This window comes from Enterobacter sp. PL1, from assembly GCF_945957325.1.
GTDB classification, from domain to species: Bacteria; Pseudomonadota; Gammaproteobacteria; order Enterobacterales; family Enterobacteriaceae; genus Enterobacter; species Enterobacter roggenkampii.
The window spans coordinates 235,288-250,565 of sequence record NZ_CAMFKT010000001.1 but is presented as its reverse complement, the minus strand read 5'-3'; the positions used below and the strand labels follow the sequence as shown (position 1 = coordinate 250,565).

General features: G+C 58.8%; 13 protein-coding genes and 1 pseudogene. 8 read left to right on the top strand and 6 right to left on the bottom strand.

Annotated features, from left to right (window positions below; genetic code table 11):
* The first annotated feature begins 16 nt into the window (after positions 1 to 16).
* Together N6P30_RS01250 and N6P30_RS01245 are read left to right on the top strand one after the other, a co-directional pair.
* Positions 17 to 1,003, top strand: coding sequence for an MBL fold metallo-hydrolase (locus N6P30_RS01250; protein WP_008501663.1), 987 nt, complete (start codon positions 17 to 19; stop codon positions 1,001 to 1,003).
* Position 1,004: 1 nt separating this feature from the next.
* The gene (locus N6P30_RS01245; protein WP_032663498.1) at positions 1,005 to 1,916 is read left to right on the top strand and encodes a LysR family transcriptional regulator; all 912 of its coding nucleotides are present in this window, start codon (positions 1,005 to 1,007) and stop codon (positions 1,914 to 1,916) included.
* On the opposite strand, the gene N6P30_RS01240 is transcribed toward N6P30_RS01245, so the two are convergent.
* The gene (locus tag N6P30_RS01240; protein WP_008501665.1) at positions 1,907 to 2,791 is read right to left on the bottom strand and encodes a LysR substrate-binding domain-containing protein; all 885 of its coding nucleotides are present in this window, start codon (positions 2,789 to 2,791) and stop codon (positions 1,907 to 1,909) included. The two genes, N6P30_RS01245 and N6P30_RS01240, sit on opposite strands and share 10 nt — an antisense overlap.
* Positions 2,792 to 2,904: 113 nt before the next feature.
* Between N6P30_RS01240 and N6P30_RS01235 the strand changes: the two genes are divergently transcribed.
* The gene (locus N6P30_RS01235) at positions 2,905 to 4,395 is read left to right on the top strand and encodes a UbiD family decarboxylase (RefSeq protein WP_260629923.1); all 1,491 of its coding nucleotides are present in this window, start codon (positions 2,905 to 2,907) and stop codon (positions 4,393 to 4,395) included.
* Between the two features lie 25 nt (positions 4,396 to 4,420).
* Here the strand turns inward: N6P30_RS01235 and N6P30_RS01230 are convergent, their stop codons facing one another.
* The 5 genes from N6P30_RS01230 to opgC are packed head-to-tail and all read right to left on the bottom strand — an operon-like array spanning position 4,421 to position 8,527.
* Positions 4,421 to 4,846, bottom strand: a complete 426-nt coding sequence (locus N6P30_RS01230; protein ID WP_023292381.1) for an ATP-binding protein — start codon at positions 4,844 to 4,846, stop codon at positions 4,421 to 4,423.
* Positions 4,847 to 5,185: an STAS domain-containing protein gene (locus N6P30_RS01225; protein WP_023292380.1), complete on the bottom strand. Its 339-nt coding sequence runs from the start codon at positions 5,183 to 5,185 to the stop codon at positions 4,847 to 4,849.
* Positions 5,175 to 6,389 carry a PP2C family protein-serine/threonine phosphatase gene (locus N6P30_RS01220; protein ID WP_032663496.1) on the bottom strand — a complete coding sequence of 405 codons (1,215 nt, stop codon included), beginning with the start codon at positions 6,387 to 6,389 and terminating at the stop codon, positions 5,175 to 5,177. Before N6P30_RS01220 ends, N6P30_RS01225 begins: the two co-directional genes overlap by 11 nt.
* Positions 6,390 to 6,398: 9 nt before the next feature.
* Positions 6,399 to 7,298, bottom strand: a complete 900-nt coding sequence (locus N6P30_RS01215) for a hypothetical protein (RefSeq protein WP_008501670.1) — start codon at positions 7,296 to 7,298, stop codon at positions 6,399 to 6,401.
* A gap of 11 nt (positions 7,299 to 7,309) precedes the next feature.
* Entirely contained in the window at positions 7,310 to 8,527 is a 1,218-nt protein-coding gene (gene opgC, locus N6P30_RS01210; RefSeq protein ID WP_023292378.1) for an OpgC domain-containing protein, read from the bottom strand.
* A gap of 281 nt (positions 8,528 to 8,808) precedes the next feature.
* On the opposite strand from opgC, the pseudogene N6P30_RS01205 reads away from it, so the two are divergent.
* From N6P30_RS01205 to N6P30_RS01185, 5 genes and pseudogenes are all read left to right on the top strand, one after another.
* A pseudogene (locus N6P30_RS01205) lies at positions 8,809 to 10,607 on the top strand (glycosyltransferase).
* The gene (locus tag N6P30_RS01200) at positions 10,604 to 11,923 is read left to right on the top strand and encodes a DUF3131 domain-containing protein (RefSeq protein ID WP_023292377.1); all 1,320 of its coding nucleotides are present in this window, start codon (positions 10,604 to 10,606) and stop codon (positions 11,921 to 11,923) included. Before N6P30_RS01205 ends, N6P30_RS01200 begins: the two are co-directional and overlap by 4 nt.
* Positions 11,920 to 13,467 carry a DUF3131 domain-containing protein gene (locus N6P30_RS01195; protein WP_023292376.1) on the top strand — a complete coding sequence of 516 codons (1,548 nt, stop codon included), beginning with the start codon at positions 11,920 to 11,922 and terminating at the stop codon, positions 13,465 to 13,467. Before N6P30_RS01200 ends, N6P30_RS01195 begins: the two co-directional genes overlap by 4 nt.
* Entirely contained in the window at positions 13,452 to 14,846 is a 1,395-nt protein-coding gene (locus N6P30_RS01190) for a DUF3131 domain-containing protein (RefSeq protein ID WP_023292375.1), read from the top strand. Before N6P30_RS01195 ends, N6P30_RS01190 begins: the two co-directional genes overlap by 16 nt.
* Positions 14,843 to 15,268: a globin gene (locus tag N6P30_RS01185; RefSeq protein WP_008501676.1), complete on the top strand. Its 426-nt coding sequence runs from the start codon at positions 14,843 to 14,845 to the stop codon at positions 15,266 to 15,268. The genes N6P30_RS01190 and N6P30_RS01185 overlap by 4 nt, the downstream gene beginning before the upstream one ends.
* The last annotated feature ends 10 nt before the right edge of the window (positions 15,269 to 15,278 follow it).

Sequence of the window (15,278 nt, the reverse complement as noted above, 5' to 3'; positions counted from 1 at the left end):
TTCAAAGGAGACTCGTATGCTTACCGTGAAAAAACTTGCTCTTTCCACGCTGATTTCCAGTTCACTGCTTTTCTACCCTGCGCTCCAGGCCTCTGCTGAAACGCCGCAGCACGTCGTTAAACAACCGGCGGGCGGTTACAGCGTGCAGGTCGGCGACGTGCTTGTCACCTCGTTTACCGACGGGACCGTCGCGCAGGATCTGCACAAGCTGCTGCGCCGGACAACGCCGCAAAACATTGATGCGCTGCTCGCAAAAAACTTTCAGACCAACCCGGCTGAGGTCTCCATCAACGCTTTTCTGATTGCGATACCCGGACATAAAATCCTGGTGGATACCGGCTCGGGCCAGCTCTTTGGTCCTGATACCGGCGGACGTCTGGTTGAGAGCCTCGCCACGCAGGGGATAAAGCCCGAGGACATCACTGAAGTCCTGCTGACCCACGCCCACTCCGATCATGCGGGCGGCCTGGTGAAAGACGGCAAGGTAGTGTTCAGCAACGCGCGCGTTTTCGTTGGCAAACCGGACATCGACTTTTTCTTTAACGACGACAATCAGAAGAAAACCGGCTACGGCAAGAACTACTTCGATGTCGCGCAGAAGACCTTAAAACCCTACCTTGACGCGGGGAAAGTGGTGCCGTTTAGCGGCACATCGGAGATTCTTCCGGGGCTTACCGGCACGGTTCATCCCGGACACACGCCGGGTTCAGCCTTCTACACCCTGACAAGCAAAGGCGAGAAGATCACCTTTGTCGGCGACATCATTCACGCCGCGGCGGTCCAGTTTCCGCAGCCTGCGGTGACCATCACCTACGATGAAGATGAGAACAAAGCGGCAAGCGTACGCGAGCATGCGTTCGCTGACTTTGTGAAAAATAAAGACCTCATTGCCGCGCCCCATCTGCCTTTCCCGGGCATCGGCTATGTGACGAAAGGCGAGAAAGGCGGCTATGCCTGGGTCCCTGTGACCTATACCAACCGGGACGCCAGCAGCGCGAAATAAGATGACGCGGATATCTGACATGGACATAGACCTGCTCCTGACGCTGGACGCCCTGCTTCAGGACAGGAACATCACCCATGCGGCCGCGCGGCTGGGCATCAGCCAGCCCGCGTTGTCCGCTCGTCTCGCGCGTCTGCGCACGCTGTTTGGCGAACCGCTGTTTATCCCCTCCCCGCATGGACGCGGGGTGTTACCCACGCCGCGCGCGGAAGCGCTCAGGCCGCAGGTGACAGGCGTGCTGCGCGGCATCAGCGCGATGTTTGCGCCCACCGCGTTTGACGCGCAAACCAGCAGCCGGACCTTTGTCATCGCGCTGCATGAAAACCCGGCGCTGATGCTCGGCACCGCGCTGCTTAACCAGGTGGGTACCGATGCTCCCGGTATTCGCCTGCGCTTCGCCCTGCCCGAGATGGCTGACCTGCCGCAGCAGCTGGAGAACGGCGATGTGGATCTCTACATCGGCGTGAGCGCGGGCGCTCATGACGGCTGGGTGAGGCGCAAACTCCTCGACGACGCGTTTGCCACCGCCCAGCGTAAAGGCCATCCGCGCGGAACGGGTGCGTTAGATCTGGAAAGCTACTGCGCGCTTTCCCATCTGGTGGTGTCGTCGGCGGGCGATCCGTTTACTGGATTTGTCGACCAAACTCTTGCCGGGCTGGGCTATCAGCGACACGTCGCCATGTCCACCCAGAGCTACGCCATGGCGCCGCCGCTGGTTGCCGGTACCGACCTGGTCTGTACCCTGCCGGAACGGATGCTGCGACGGTTCGCCAGCACGCTGGATATTTTTCCACCGCCGCTGCCGCTCCAGCCGATTACCATCAACATGTACTGGCACCCGAAAAACAGCCAGGATCCGGCGAATGCCTGGCTGCGCGAGCAGCTCCTGCGGGCCGCCGGACGTCAGGTGTGATCGAGGGTAACCAGAAACTTTTTAAGCACTTCTGAGCGTATAATCCGGTGGCAAACCAGGGTGAGTTCGCTCTCCCGCAGCCGGTCGAGGATGTCCACGTAGACGACGTTCTCGACGCTCACCGCCTTTGCCGACGCGGGAAGCAGCGCCAGCCCAAACCCTGCCGAAACCAGGCTGATGACCGTGGGCACGTCGGTCGCGTTTTGCACCACGTCCGGCTGAAAGCCCGCCCCGCTGCAGGCGTCATAGAAGTACTGCTCCAGCCCCATTCCCTCCGGGTCGCGCAGGGAGATCCATTTTTCGTCTTTCACCGACGAAAGCGTCAGCGCGGCGGACCCGGCCAGCGGATGCTGACGATACAGCGCCAGCACCGTTTTCTCCGAGGCGAACGGGCGGCTTTGCAGATCGTCCGGCAGCGACGGCAGCGGCGCGCGGATGATGGCCACATCCAGCTGGTTGCTCTGCACGGCGGCGTAGAGCGTCTGCACGTTTCCCGTCATCAGCGACATGGTAATGGCGGGCCAGCGGCTGTGCATCTGGCGCAGCGCGGCGGGCAGCCTGCCGTCAAACATCGCGCTCGACACGCACCCGAGGTTTAACACACCCTGCTCGCCCCGTGCCGTTTGTCTGGCGTCCAGCACCGCCTGTTCGGTCAGCGAGATGGCAAGCCGGGCTTTCACGAGAAATGCTTCGCCCGCGGGCGTCAGGGTCAAGCGGCGGTTCGCCCGGCTGAAAAGCGTGACGCCTAAACGTTCTTCCAGGGCCTTTATCTGCTGACTCAGCGCCGGCTGCGCCATGTTCAGACGCTCCGCGGCCCGGTGCATATGGAGCTCTTCGGCCACGACGATGAAGTGGCGCATCTGGCGAAACTGCACGAGACGACCCCCTGAATTGATATGAATTTACTTATCAATTTAACAGTAATGATGCAATTGATGCTATTGGTCATTGCCATAAAAATGGAGGTATTCAACCGAGGGAGGAAAATATGGAAAACCAGATTAACGATCTCCGCAGCGCCATCGCCTTACTGCAGCGCCACGAAGGGCAGTACATTGAAACCGATCGTCCGGTCGATCCCAATGCGGAGCTGGCGGGCGTCTACCGCCATATCGGCGCAGGCGGCACGGTCAAACGTCCAACCCGCACGGGCCCGGCCATGATGTTCAACAGCATTAAGGGCTATCCGCACTCCCGCATCCTGGTGGGCATGCACGCCAGCCGCGAGCGCGCGGCGCTGCTGTTGGGCTGTGAGCCTTCGGAACTGGCAAAGCACGTCGGCCAGGCAGTCAAAAAGCCGGTTGCGCCGGTTGTCGTCCCGGCCTCGCAGGCCCCCTGTCAGGAGCAGGTCTTCTACGCTGACGATCCTGACTTCGACCTTCGCAAGCTGCTTCCGGCCCCGACCAACACGCCGATTGATGCGGGTCCGTTCTTCTGTCTGGGGCTGGTGCTGGCAAGCGATCCGGAAGACAGCTCGCTGACGGATGTCACCATCCACCGCCTCTGCGTTCAGGAGCGCGACGAGCTTTCCATGTTCCTTGCCGCCGGGCGCCATATCGAAGTCTTCCGCAAAAAAGCGGAGGATGCCGGAAAACCGCTGCCGGTGACGATCAACATGGGTCTCGACCCCGCCATCTACATCGGCGCGTGCTTTGAGGCCCCTACCACGCCGTTTGGCTACAACGAGCTGGGCGTCGCCGGGGCGCTGCGCCAGCAGCCGGTTGAGCTGGTACAGGGCGTGGCGGTCAAAGAGAAAGCCATCGCGCGGGCGGAGATCATCATCGAAGGTGAACTGCTGCCGGGCGTGCGCGTGAGAGAGGATCAGCATACCAATACCGGCTACGCGATGCCGGAGTTCCCGGGCTACTGCGGCGAGGCGAATCCCTCCCTGCCGGTGATCAAAGTGAAAGCCGTGACCATGCGAAACCACGCGATCCTGCAAACGCTGGTGGGACCGGGGGAAGAACATACCACGCTGGCCGGACTGCCGACCGAGGCCAGCATCCGCAATGCCGTAGAGGAGGCTATTCCGGGCTTCCTGCAAAACGTCTATGCCCATACCGCGGGCGGCGGCAAGTTCCTCGGGATATTGCAGGTGAAAAAACGCCAGCCGTCAGACGAAGGACGTCAGGGCCAGGCGGCACTCATCGCCTTAGCCACCTATTCGGAGCTGAAGAACATTATTCTGGTCGACGAAGACGTGGATATCTTCGACAGCGACGACATCCTGTGGGCGATGACCACCCGCATGCAGGGCGATGTGAGCATCACAAATATTCCGGGGATCCGCGGCCACCAGCTGGATCCGTCCCAGTCGCCGGATTACAGCACCTCGATTCGCGGCAACGGCATTTCCTGCAAGACGATCTTCGACTGCACGGTGCCGTGGGCGCTGAAGGACCGCTTCGAACGGGCGCCGTTTATGGAGGTTGACCCACGCCCGTGGGCGCCAGAACTGTTTGCTGACAACACGAAATAGAAACAGCACGCGTATGGCCCGCAGGTCATACGCTGATTTTCTTTTCAAGCGTGGCAATATTTTCACCCGCCGCTCGCTCCACCGAGAAACGATCGACGCTCAGCAAAATGAGCATCAGCCCCCTGCCGCTCTCCAGCAGCGGCGAGATTTCACAAAAACGATCTCGCCTGGCGGCCTCAAGCCGCGCCAGCGGGAACGCGTCGCCCGCGTCGGTAAAAACAATGCAGACGTCGCTGTCGCGGATATCGAAGCGTACGCTGAATATGCGCGAGGCATCCTCATGCAGCGCGTGCCGGATGATATTCGTCGCCACCTCACAGACGGCGAGATCGAGCGCGAAACGCCACTCATCATCTACGGGAAGCGCGCTCAGCCGCGCTTCCAGCCAGCCGGCCAGCGGCGTCAGGGAACCGAGCACCGCCGGAAATTCTGCCTGCACCGGCGTCTGCATCTACTGCCCCAGCTGCGCAAGCGCGCTGCTTTTGTCCGGATAGATGCGGAATATGCGGTCCATGCGGGTCAGGGTGAACATGTTCATGATCCCGGGGTTCAGGGAGCACAGCGCCATGTCGCCTTTCCCGTTCATCAGCTTAAACAACGACACCAGCATTCCCAGCCCGCTGCTGTCGATAAAATCCACTTTGCTGAAGTCGACAATCAAAGCCTTGCGATCGTCGCCAATTTCTTCCGTCACGGACGCTTTAAACGTCGCGGCAACGGAGGCATCCAGCCGCCGGACTGCGGGCGTGAGGATGTTGGCATGCGGTAGTCGTTCAGTGTTAATAATCATTCTGTTCTCCCTGACGCTCGATCACGAGCAGTGAAACGTCATCGGTTAAGGCGGTCGGTTCATCACGATTTGCGTTGCGCCAGCCGGTCAGGTGGTCACCGAACCGCGCCAGGAGCAGGTCAACCGGAAGTCGGGCATGGTCATGAAGCCAGCGTTCGAGACGCTGCGGGCCAAACTGCTCGCCGCTGACGTTCTCACACTCCGTAATACCGTCACTGAATAAGCATAAGCGATCCCCCGGATTGAGGGTAAACGCGACGTCCTCCCAGCTGAGGTCAGGCATCAGCCCGACCGGCGGGCCGCCATTGCCCACGGACGTGACGGCGCTGTCTGCGTTCACAATGACGGGAGTTGGATGCCCGGCCTGACACAACACCCCTCGTCCGCTCTCGGGGTCGATCACCCCGTAGATAATGGTGAAATAGCTGGTAATGTCGCTCTCTTCACTGCAAAAGCGGCTGTTCAGGATTCCGATCACCTCCGCAGGCGACTGAATGCCGCCCTGATCGGTAAACAAAAAACGGTCTACCACCCGGCCATGTAAGAACTGACGCGCCACCGCGAGGGACATCATCGCGGCCCCCACGCCGTGACCGGACACATCCACGCAATAGAACCCAATGTGAGAATCGAGTGGAAAAATATTGAACACATCGCCTGAGACCCACGCAGACGGCATGAAAAGCCAGTCGGAAAAGTAGTTCCCAAAGCGTAAGCGGTGCGAAGGCAGCACGGAGTGCTGAACGCGCGCCGCGAGTTCAAGATCCTGTTCAATCTGATGCAACGCTTCACTCAGGCGCTTGTTGTGCGCCGCGAGGGTCGCTTCCAGCGTTAAAATACGGACCCCGGCGTGCAGACGCGCCCGCAGTTCATCCTGCTCGACCGGCTTGCTTAAAAAATCATCGGCTCCGGCATCAAAGCCCTGCGTTAAATCCCCGGCATTTTCGCGTGCCGTGAGCAGAATGACATAGACGTAGTGGCCAAACTGACGGTTGCGGATGGTCTGACAGAGCGTGAGTCCGTCCATTTCCGGCATGTCCCAGTCGCTTATCACCATGCTGATCGGCTGGCTGGACAGTGTTTCCAGCGCGGCGACGCCATTTTCCGCCTCGCTCACGATATACCCCCACTGGGTGAGCATTCGGGAGAGTAACCGACGATAAATCAGCGAATCTTCAACGATTAACACGTGCAGCGCCGACATACATCCCTCCTAAAGCGGTAAGAACCAGATGAGGCTCACGGTCCCTTCCCTGAATTTTGCATTCCCGTTGCCGTGCCCCGGATAGCGCGTTCCCGCATAGTTCGCGTACTGGATGGAGAACGAACCCGGCGTATAGCCGGCATAACCGAAGCTGTAGCTGTAATCGCCGTTCCAGGGCTGCTGCTGGCTGCTGTCCGGGAACCAGAATGCCGTCGCGCGAACGAAGAAATGTTGTTTGAAGGTGTAGCCGCAGCCGCCGAGCATGACGTTTTTATTTTTGCGGATGTCATCGCTGCTGAGGTCGTAGTAGCGCGGCACCCAGCTGTACCCGACCTGGCAAATGATGGAATCCCCTTTATTAATCAGGAGCGTGTTTTCGACCGGTTTCGGTAGCGAAAACTTGTAGGCCAGCGTGAAGGCGCCCTGTTCGAAATAGGTGTGTCGTCGGCTGCCCGATGTCCAGAAATGGTTATCGCCGTAGTTGCTGTAAACCAGACTGACGGTGTTGGCGTGCCAGTCATCGTAGCCGAAGCTGTAGCGAAAATCGGCGGTGTAGCGGCTGGTGTCTCTGACCGGCAGTCGGGACGTAATGTTGGCAAACCAGAAGCTGTAGGGGGAATACTGAAGGCTGAGATTCAGCGTCTGGTTAATCTTTTTCTTTTCCGTGGCGGTGTCTGAACTGTTAGGAATGCTCATCCACTGCTCTTTCAGTCCCGAGCTAAAGCTCAGCGCACCTGAGAATTTCTTGTCGTTACCCGAGAACAGGCGCCCCCAGCGGCTGGTAAAGACGCCAGCCTGAACAGGTTCACCGTTCTTGTCGCGCAGGGATTCATTTTCACTGCTTTTCGCCGCCTCTGCGGCGGGGATCGCGGCGAGCAGCACGCCCGCCAGAAGCCATTTTTCGCGCATAACCGCCATCCTTAGTTAGGTATCCAGCGTGCGCCGACGTCGTATTTTGCCATCAGCCACAAAATACCCAGTGCCGCCGCATGCACTAACGTGTTCTCTATCCAGGCATGTCGCCATAAGTCGAAGGTGATGAACTGGCTCACCAGCAGCACCACGTACACATGCAAAATAAAGGTATAAAGCGAGTGCTGGCCGAGCGGGATCAGGAACCATCCCAGCAGGCGATTGAGCGGCGTCCAGCAATACGTCAGCACCAGGTAGACGGTGACCATCAGGGCAATATCGTTTAACACCCTCACCGGGCCCAGCCCGTTCTTCGCCGCCCAGGTTTGATAAAACGAATTGAAGCTGTCAGGCGGGATGACGTGCATCAGCAGCGCGGGCGGCATAAACGGGTTGGTATGGTTCTGGGCGACAAATCCCAGCACCAGCGACACCATGACCAGCGCCACTACCACCCCTTTCCCCGGAGGCGTCCGGGCGAAAGAGAGCAGTTCGGCTTTATACCAGCCGCTGGCCATCCCCAGCACAAAGATGAACTGCCAGGCGAGCAGTGGGAAGGCAAATTCGAACTCCGACGGCGTCAGCCGAAGCGGCCACCGCTGCCACAGGCTGTACACCAGCAGCGACAGCCCCAGCAGCCACCAGACTTTCCCTTTCTGCAACATCCCTAAAAAAAGGGGGCTAAAGAGCAGCAAAAAGATATACAGCCCCAGAATCTGCGTCTGATGGGGGCCGATCTGCAAATAGAGAATAATGTTGAACCAGGTCTCTTTAATTTGCGGCGTAACCGGATAAAGCGACCAGCTTTCACCCGAAAAACGGTCGGTAAAATGGGTGACCTCGAAAACATTAATATGTGGGATATAGGCCAGAAGAATAAACGACACTATGATAATGATATTTACACGATATATTTTCCATGCCCTGAGATAAAGCCCCCAGGAAACCGTGAGCAAAACCACTTTTTGCAGACGCGCGCGGTTCAGCATGCCAAGCATAAACCCCGAGAGAATAACAAAACCTTCTGCGCCGGTTGTTAACCCAAAACGCTCCCAGGAGAATATATTAAATACCGACATCACCTCCGTATGCGCCACGACCATCATGACGAGGGCAATGCCGCGCATAAAGTCGATTCTCAGGTCCCGGGCACCTGCAACGGCATACCGCCATGCTGTTGATTTAGCGTCATCTTCTTGCGCTACCGACGGCGCAACATGGCTCATAGGGTGTCCTTTGCCTGAAAACGAAAATTAAGGTCTAAATAAAGTAGATAGCCTAAAGGAATAATAACCGCAATTTATCGACGACCGATGAAACATCATTAAGCAGAATTTAAGCTGAATTAACCACCGCTAAATATTAATAAAAACGTGGCTGGACACTTTTATTCGGCGTTCTACACTTATCTTAAATCTTGTTTAATCGCTATTTTCTTTCGCTTTTGGGCAACTGTCTGCGCAGCAGAATGGGTCTGCATTTTCACGGAATCAGGAACGCCGGAACTATGGATTTTTATTTTTCCCGTTTTGAACATCGTCGTCCTCCGGAACCGTTAACAACACCGCGCTGGGTCATGTTCACCTGGCAGGTGTTAGCGGTCGCGGCGCTTATTCTGGGTGCCAATTATATTTACTGGCGCTGGACCGCCTCCCTGAATACTGACGCATTATGGTATGCCATTCCGCTGGTCCTTGCCGAAACCCTGGCGTGGATTGGCACCGTGCTGTTTACCATCAATTTATGGAAAGAACAGGATCCTCCTCAGAGTCCGCCGCCCGGCGAAATTAACGAATGCCTGTCGCCTGAGGAGGCCGTAGAGCCCCGTCCCGTCAAGGTGGATCTGTTCATTGCCACCTACTCCGAAGACACCGAGCTGGTCAGGCTGTCCATTCGCGACGCCCTGAAGATGGCGTACCCGTTCCCGATTGACTACCGCATCCACGTGCTTGATGATGGCCGCCGCCCGGAGATGAAAGCCGTTTGCGAAGAAGAAGGCGTTAACTATATCACTCGCCAGACCAACATCGGCTTTAAGGCCGGCAACCTGCGCAACGGCCTTGAGCAAACCGACGGCGATTTTATTGTTATCTGCGACGCCGATACCCGCGTATTTCCCACCCTGCTCAGCCATACGCTGGGTTATTTTCGCGATCCGGACGTGGCCTGGGTACAGACGCCGCAGTGGTTCTTCGATCTTCCGGAAGGAGAAAACCTGTCGCGCTGGGGCCAGCGAAAAGCCGGAAAAGTGGGCTACGGTCTGGGCTGGCTGATTCAAAAGTGTGTTGGCCCGATCACGATTGGCCGCGACCCGTTTTTTAACGATCCGCGCATGTTCTATGACGTGATCCTGCGGCGGCGCAACTGGGCGAACGCGGCTTTCTGCTGCGGCGCAGCGTCCATTCACCGTCGCGAGGCGGTCATGCAGGCCGCGCTAAGAAGCTATGTCTGGTCCGTCGAAGAGGAGATCCATCGTCATACGCGCGACATTCGCGATGAGGAGACCCGGGACGCGCTGCAGAATGCAATGCGTCCGCACGTGGCGTTTGACACCGAGCTTACCCCCTACAAATTCCACGTCTCGGAAGATATTTACACTTCGGTGCTGCTGCACGGTGACGCCGCACGACGCTGGCGCTCGGTTATGCATCCGCGGGTTGAGTCGAAGATGCTCTCTCCGCAGGATATGCTCACCTGGATGATCCAGCGCTTTAAGTACGCCGCCGGTTCGCTGGATATTTTGTTTCATGACAACATCTTCAGCCGTCGCCGCTTCAGGCTCTCTCTGCCCCAGACGCTGATGTATGCCACCACCTTCTGGTCTTACATGGCCTGCGTGTGGAACACGGTGTTTTTGATTTCGCCCATTATCTATCTGTTTACCGGCATTCCGCCGGTGTCCGCCTGGTCGACGCCGTTCTATCTCCACTTTCTCCCTTTTTTTATCTTCTCTGAACTGGCGTTTATGTTCGGCACCTGGGGGATCTCGGCCTGGGACGGCAGGGCCTCATACCTTTCCTTCTTTTCCATGAACCTGCGCGCGCTCAATACGGTGCTGCGGGGCGAGCAGATCAAATTTCACGTCACGCCAAAAGAGCGGCAGACGGGCCGTTTTCTCTACCTGGTGAAGCCGCGACCCTCGCAGGGCTTATCTGGGGCGGTATTCAGGTGGCGCGTGGACAGGTGGACGACCCCTCCGGCTACGTCATCAATATTTTCTGGGGAGGGGTGAACATCGCCGCCATGCTGCCGCTGATTTTCGCGGCCATGTGGACGCCCGCTGAAGAGGACGAGGTCACTCAATGAGGATACGTGATGCCCTGCTGCCCGCGCGCAGCTACCTCACCATTTTGCTCGGCTTCCTGATCGGCTTTGCCATTGTGGTCTGGGTGGAGAAACAGATGCCCACGCGCGTGGAAAGCAGCGGCGGCATCGCGCTCAGTAAAGACTTCCCGCCGCTGCCCACAACACGGGCGCTGACCTATGACGAAGCCATCTGGGCGCGGGTCGCCTGGCAATACTACGTGAATAATACCCAGCCAAACGGCCTGGCGAACGCCAGCGACGGTGAGCCCTGGCTGAGCCTCTGGAGCGTGGGAAGCTACCTCTTTGCGACCGCTGCCGCAGAGCAGCTCAATATCATTTCCGCCGATGAGTTTGACGAGAGGGTCAGCACCGCCGTGTTCACGCTGGGGCAACTGCCGCTCAATGACAAAGGTCTCCCCGCCGCCTATTACCATGCGGACACGCTCAAGATCCTCGGCAAACCTGACGCCTCCGCAATCGGTCTGAGCCGGCTGCTGACGGCATTACAGACCCTGCTGTGGCGCTATCCCCAGCACGCGGCGGCCATCCGCGATTTGTTGAGCGTGTGGCGCACCGCGGCGCTGATTGAAAATAACACCCAAAGCCAGGCTGCGGTGCCGCTCCACCACTGGACGCTGGCCGACGATGAACAGCGGGACACTTTTGGCTACCGTCTCTATGCCAGCCATACGCTGCGCCTGATTGACAGCGCGGCAGGACTCGCGGTGACCAACCCGCCTGAAGGGCAAAAGATGATCGATCTGGATGGCGTAATGGTGCCCGATGAAGGGCTTCGCACGCCCTGGGGCAAGCAAACCTCGCTGATCAGTCTCCCCTATCTGTTAACCGGTCTTGAGCTGGGCTTTGATGCGCAGAGCGCTGAAATTGCGTGGCGGATTATGCAGATCCAGCAGCGGCGCCACGGCCTGCGCGCGCCAAAACCCCCCGTCAGCACGGATTATGCCGAACCCGCGCCGGATTACGTTAACGATCTGCCGGACAGGCAGCCGGTACAGGCGCGTAACCTGCGCGACGAGGTGCCGGAGAAAGTGGCGATGACCTCCACCCGCACCGCGTTTGCCTGGTATGCCCTGTTCCGCAACAGCTGGAGCGAAGCGCTGCGCCAGCAGGTTCTGCCGCTTCAGGTGCCGGGTAAAGGCTGGCAGCGCGGGTTAAATCTCAACAACAGCGTCAATGCCGTCGTGGACGCCGATACCAATGCCATTGTGCTGGAAAGTCTGTCTTACATCGCGCATGGCCAGATGCTCTGTCTGGCCTGCCTCTACACATCCCCCTCAGCAGGAGCAACGCCATGAAGCCACGATCCCCGATCCTTTTCCACCTGCTCACGGGAATAACGATCTGCTGGCTGGCGCTATCGACCGTGCGTGCGGACACCGAGCTGCCTGCATCAGGTTACTCCCCGCGCAGCGGCGAGCTGACGGCCCGGGAGATGACCATCGCCAAAAACGCCTGGCAGTATTTCGTCACCAACTATCAGCCCTCGACGGGCCTGGTGAATGCGGTCAACAAATATCCCTCCACCACCATGTGGGACAGCGCCTCCTATCTGGCCGCCCTGACGGCGGCGCGCGAGCTCGGGATCATTGATAAAGCGGAATTTGACCGCCGGATGCTGAAGTTTCTCGCCACGTTAAACACCCTGGTACTGTTCCGCAACGAGCTGCCCAACAAGGCCTATAACACCATCAGCGGCCAGAAGGTGGACTACACCAACAAGCCCGGCGAAATTGGCTTCTCGGCGCTGGATATCGGGCGAATGCTGGTCTGGCTGAAAATCATCAAGGAGCGTTACCCGGAATACGGCAACAGCATTGATAACGTGGTGCTCGGCTGGGATTTCAGCCACGCGATCGACCCCTGCGGCACGCTGTACGGAGCCTATCTGGAGAACGGCCAGCCGAAGTACGTTCAGGAAGGTCGACTGGGCTATGAAGAGTACGGCGCGGCCGGTTTCCAGCTGTGGGGGTTTAATACCTGCAAAGCCAGCCGTCCGCAGCCTTACGAGCTGGCCGAGATCTACTGCGTGCTGGTCCCGTACGATACGCGCGACCCGCGCAACACGTCGCAGCATAACTACGTGGTGACGGAATCCTACCTGCTCTACGGGCTGGAGTTCGGCTTTGATAAACCGACCGACCGGGATAACGCCCCGCGCGACTACTCCCTGACGTGGATGAAAAACTTTGCCGACCGCGTTTATCAGGCTCAGGAGAACCGCTATACCATTACCGGCGTCCTGACCGCGCGCTCCGAGCACCAGCTCGATAAGGCGCCTTACTTCGTCTATGACACCGTCTTCAGCGACGGGTACAACTGGAACACCATTACCGATAAAGGCCAGTTCGTCCCTAACGCTGCCGCGATTTCGCTGAAGGCGGCGCTGGGCATGTGGGTGCTGTGGAACTCCCCCTATACCGACCGCCTGCTGAACACCATTGAGAATGCCAACGAAGAGGGAAAAGGCTACTACGAAGGGCTGTATGAAAACGGCGACGGGCCGATCAAAGAGTTCACCGCGAACAATAACGGCATCATGCTGGAGGCCCTGTTGTTCAAAAAAGAGGGGAAACTGCTGGCCTTCAACACCGACAACCCGAAGAGCAAGGATTTTGCCCCGTCTCTGTGGGATCGAAAGCTGCTCGATCAGTTTGAAGAGAACAACGCGCTGCGCAGCCGCCCGTTCCTTGCCAGCACCCCGGCCGTAAAAAGCTGGTGCGACCGGACCGGCGTCACGCAGCGTACCAAACCCGCCTGCCAGGCCTGTCAGTGCGCGTCATGCAGCGTGGACGAGCCCGTTAAACTGCCTCCGGTGACTGCGCAATGCTTAAAACCATAGCCAGAGGTCTTGCGGGATTACTCCTTGCAGGCGCGATCGTCTTTGCGCTGTTTGCCCATCAGGGCGCAGGCTGGCGCTGGCTCATCAGTGGCGGCTGGCACTCCAGCGCGCGTATTGCCGCCCTGACGCCGGAAGAGCAGACGTGGGCGGCGATCGCCTGGCGCTATTTCGTCAATAATACCCAGCCGCAAACCGGGCTGGTCAACGGCAGCGACAAACAGCCCCGCGTCACGCTCTGGCAAATGGGCGATACGCTTATCGCCCTGCTGGCGGCCAAAGAGCTGGGGTTGATTGAGGAGGCCGAGTATGACGCTCGCCTGACGCGGCTGATGGGCACCCTCAACCGCCTGATGCTGACCGAGGCCCGGACGCCCGGGCGACTCTATTCCAGCCAGACGGCGACGCCGATCGACTTTAGCGGCAAGCCCGTTAAAAATGGCTGGTCCGCGCGCGATATGGCGCGTCTGATGCTCGCCCTGCGCCTCACCGCAGAGCGGGAACCGCAGTACAGCGAATACCTCGATAAAATCATCCTGCGCTGGAATTTCTGTCCGGTCATCGACGGCGAAGGCGAACTGTGGTCATCTTCCCTGCAAAACGGCCAGCCGGTGGTGCGCGAGGAGCTGCGCCTGGGCGAGAGCGAATATGCCGCAACGGCGTTTCAGCTGTGGGGGTTTTCCCCGGAGAAAGCGTTTACGCCCCCGGCGCACCACGTCATCATCGCCCAACGGCGTCTGGCTGTTGATGCCCGGGATCCGCGCACCACGTGGCAGCCCTCCCTGATCACCACCCTTCCCTATATGCTGCCGGGCCTGGAGTTTGGCTGGGAGCCCGAAGGCGTTGCGGTCGATCGGCAAAAGCACCTGCGCAAGCAGGCCGAAAACGTCTGGCTGAGCCAGAAGACCCGCTGGGAGACCGATAAAATCCTGACGGCCAGGGCAGATTTCTCGCTCTCTCAGGCGCCCTGGCATATCCAGGATACGGTCTGGGGAAATGGCTATGCCTGGAACTCTGTCGGCGACGATGGCCGGGACTACACCCGTTTCGCGCAGGTATCGACCAAGGCGGTCTTTGCCCTGTGGGCCCTGTGGGACACCCCGTACACCGACGTGCTGATGGCGGTGACAAAGCATCTTAACGATCCGCAAAAAGGCTGGTACGAAGGCCGCCAGGAAGCCACGGGCGATACTAACGCAGCGCTCACCCTTTCCACCAATGCCACGGTGCTGGAAGCCCTGTTCTTTAAACACAACGCGGGCCCCCTGTTTGACGCCCGCCGGGCTAAAAAAGAGAGCTACTTTACGCGCCGTGTGGCAGATGACTATACGCCCGTCGGGCACTGTCTACCGGGCGAAAACGCAGTAAGGAGGACGCCGTGAAATTTTACCGCGATCTGTTTGAATCCAGTCTGAACCGCGTCTTTCCGGATAATGATAAAACGGCGTTTTTTCAGACGTTCTATGACGCCTTCGTCCATATGTCACCCGAGACGGAGCAGCATTTTTCTCGCCTGCCGGATAGCGAGGGTCAGCAGACTCTGTTTAAGAGTTTCTTCGCCATGCTTGCGGTAGACGGCGCGTTAATCGTGCCTGATTTCCTCGAGCGCCTGGCGCGGGAGCAAAGCGACGACGGTCTCCACCTCCCGCCGCGTTTTTTCGCCCTGTGGCGCGAAGCGATGTTGAACACCGTGAGCCTGCGCGATCCGCAGTGCGACGATGAGATCCTGACGGCCTGGGCCATGGCGATCGCGCCCGGGCTGGAATACCTGCGCCGACAGGCAGAACTGCACTACCGCGCGTAGGAGGATCACG

Coding starts and splice junctions, on each gene's coding strand:
- N6P30_RS01250 (WP_008501663.1), top strand. CDS start 17: ATGCTTACCGTGAAAAAACTTGCTCTTTCCACGCTGATTTCCAGTTCA.
- N6P30_RS01245 (WP_032663498.1), top strand. CDS start 1,005: ATGACGCGGATATCTGACATGGACATAGACCTGCTCCTGACGCTGGAC.
- N6P30_RS01235 (WP_260629923.1), top strand. CDS start 2,905: ATGGAAAACCAGATTAACGATCTCCGCAGCGCCATCGCCTTACTGCAG.
- N6P30_RS01230 (WP_023292381.1), bottom strand. CDS start 4,846: ATGCAGACGCCGGTGCAGGCAGAATTTCCGGCGGTGCTCGGTTCCCTG.
- N6P30_RS01225 (WP_023292380.1), bottom strand. CDS start 5,185: ATGATTATTAACACTGAACGACTACCGCATGCCAACATCCTCACGCCC.
- N6P30_RS01220 (WP_032663496.1), bottom strand. CDS start 6,389: ATGTCGGCGCTGCACGTGTTAATCGTTGAAGATTCGCTGATTTATCGT.
- N6P30_RS01215 (WP_008501670.1), bottom strand. CDS start 7,298: ATGCGCGAAAAATGGCTTCTGGCGGGCGTGCTGCTCGCCGCGATCCCC.
- opgC (WP_023292378.1), bottom strand. CDS start 8,527: ATGAGCCATGTTGCGCCGTCGGTAGCGCAAGAAGATGACGCTAAATCA.
- N6P30_RS01200 (WP_023292377.1), top strand. CDS start 10,604: ATGAGGATACGTGATGCCCTGCTGCCCGCGCGCAGCTACCTCACCATT.
- N6P30_RS01195 (WP_023292376.1), top strand. CDS start 11,920: ATGAAGCCACGATCCCCGATCCTTTTCCACCTGCTCACGGGAATAACG.
- N6P30_RS01190 (WP_023292375.1), top strand. CDS start 13,452: ATGCTTAAAACCATAGCCAGAGGTCTTGCGGGATTACTCCTTGCAGGC.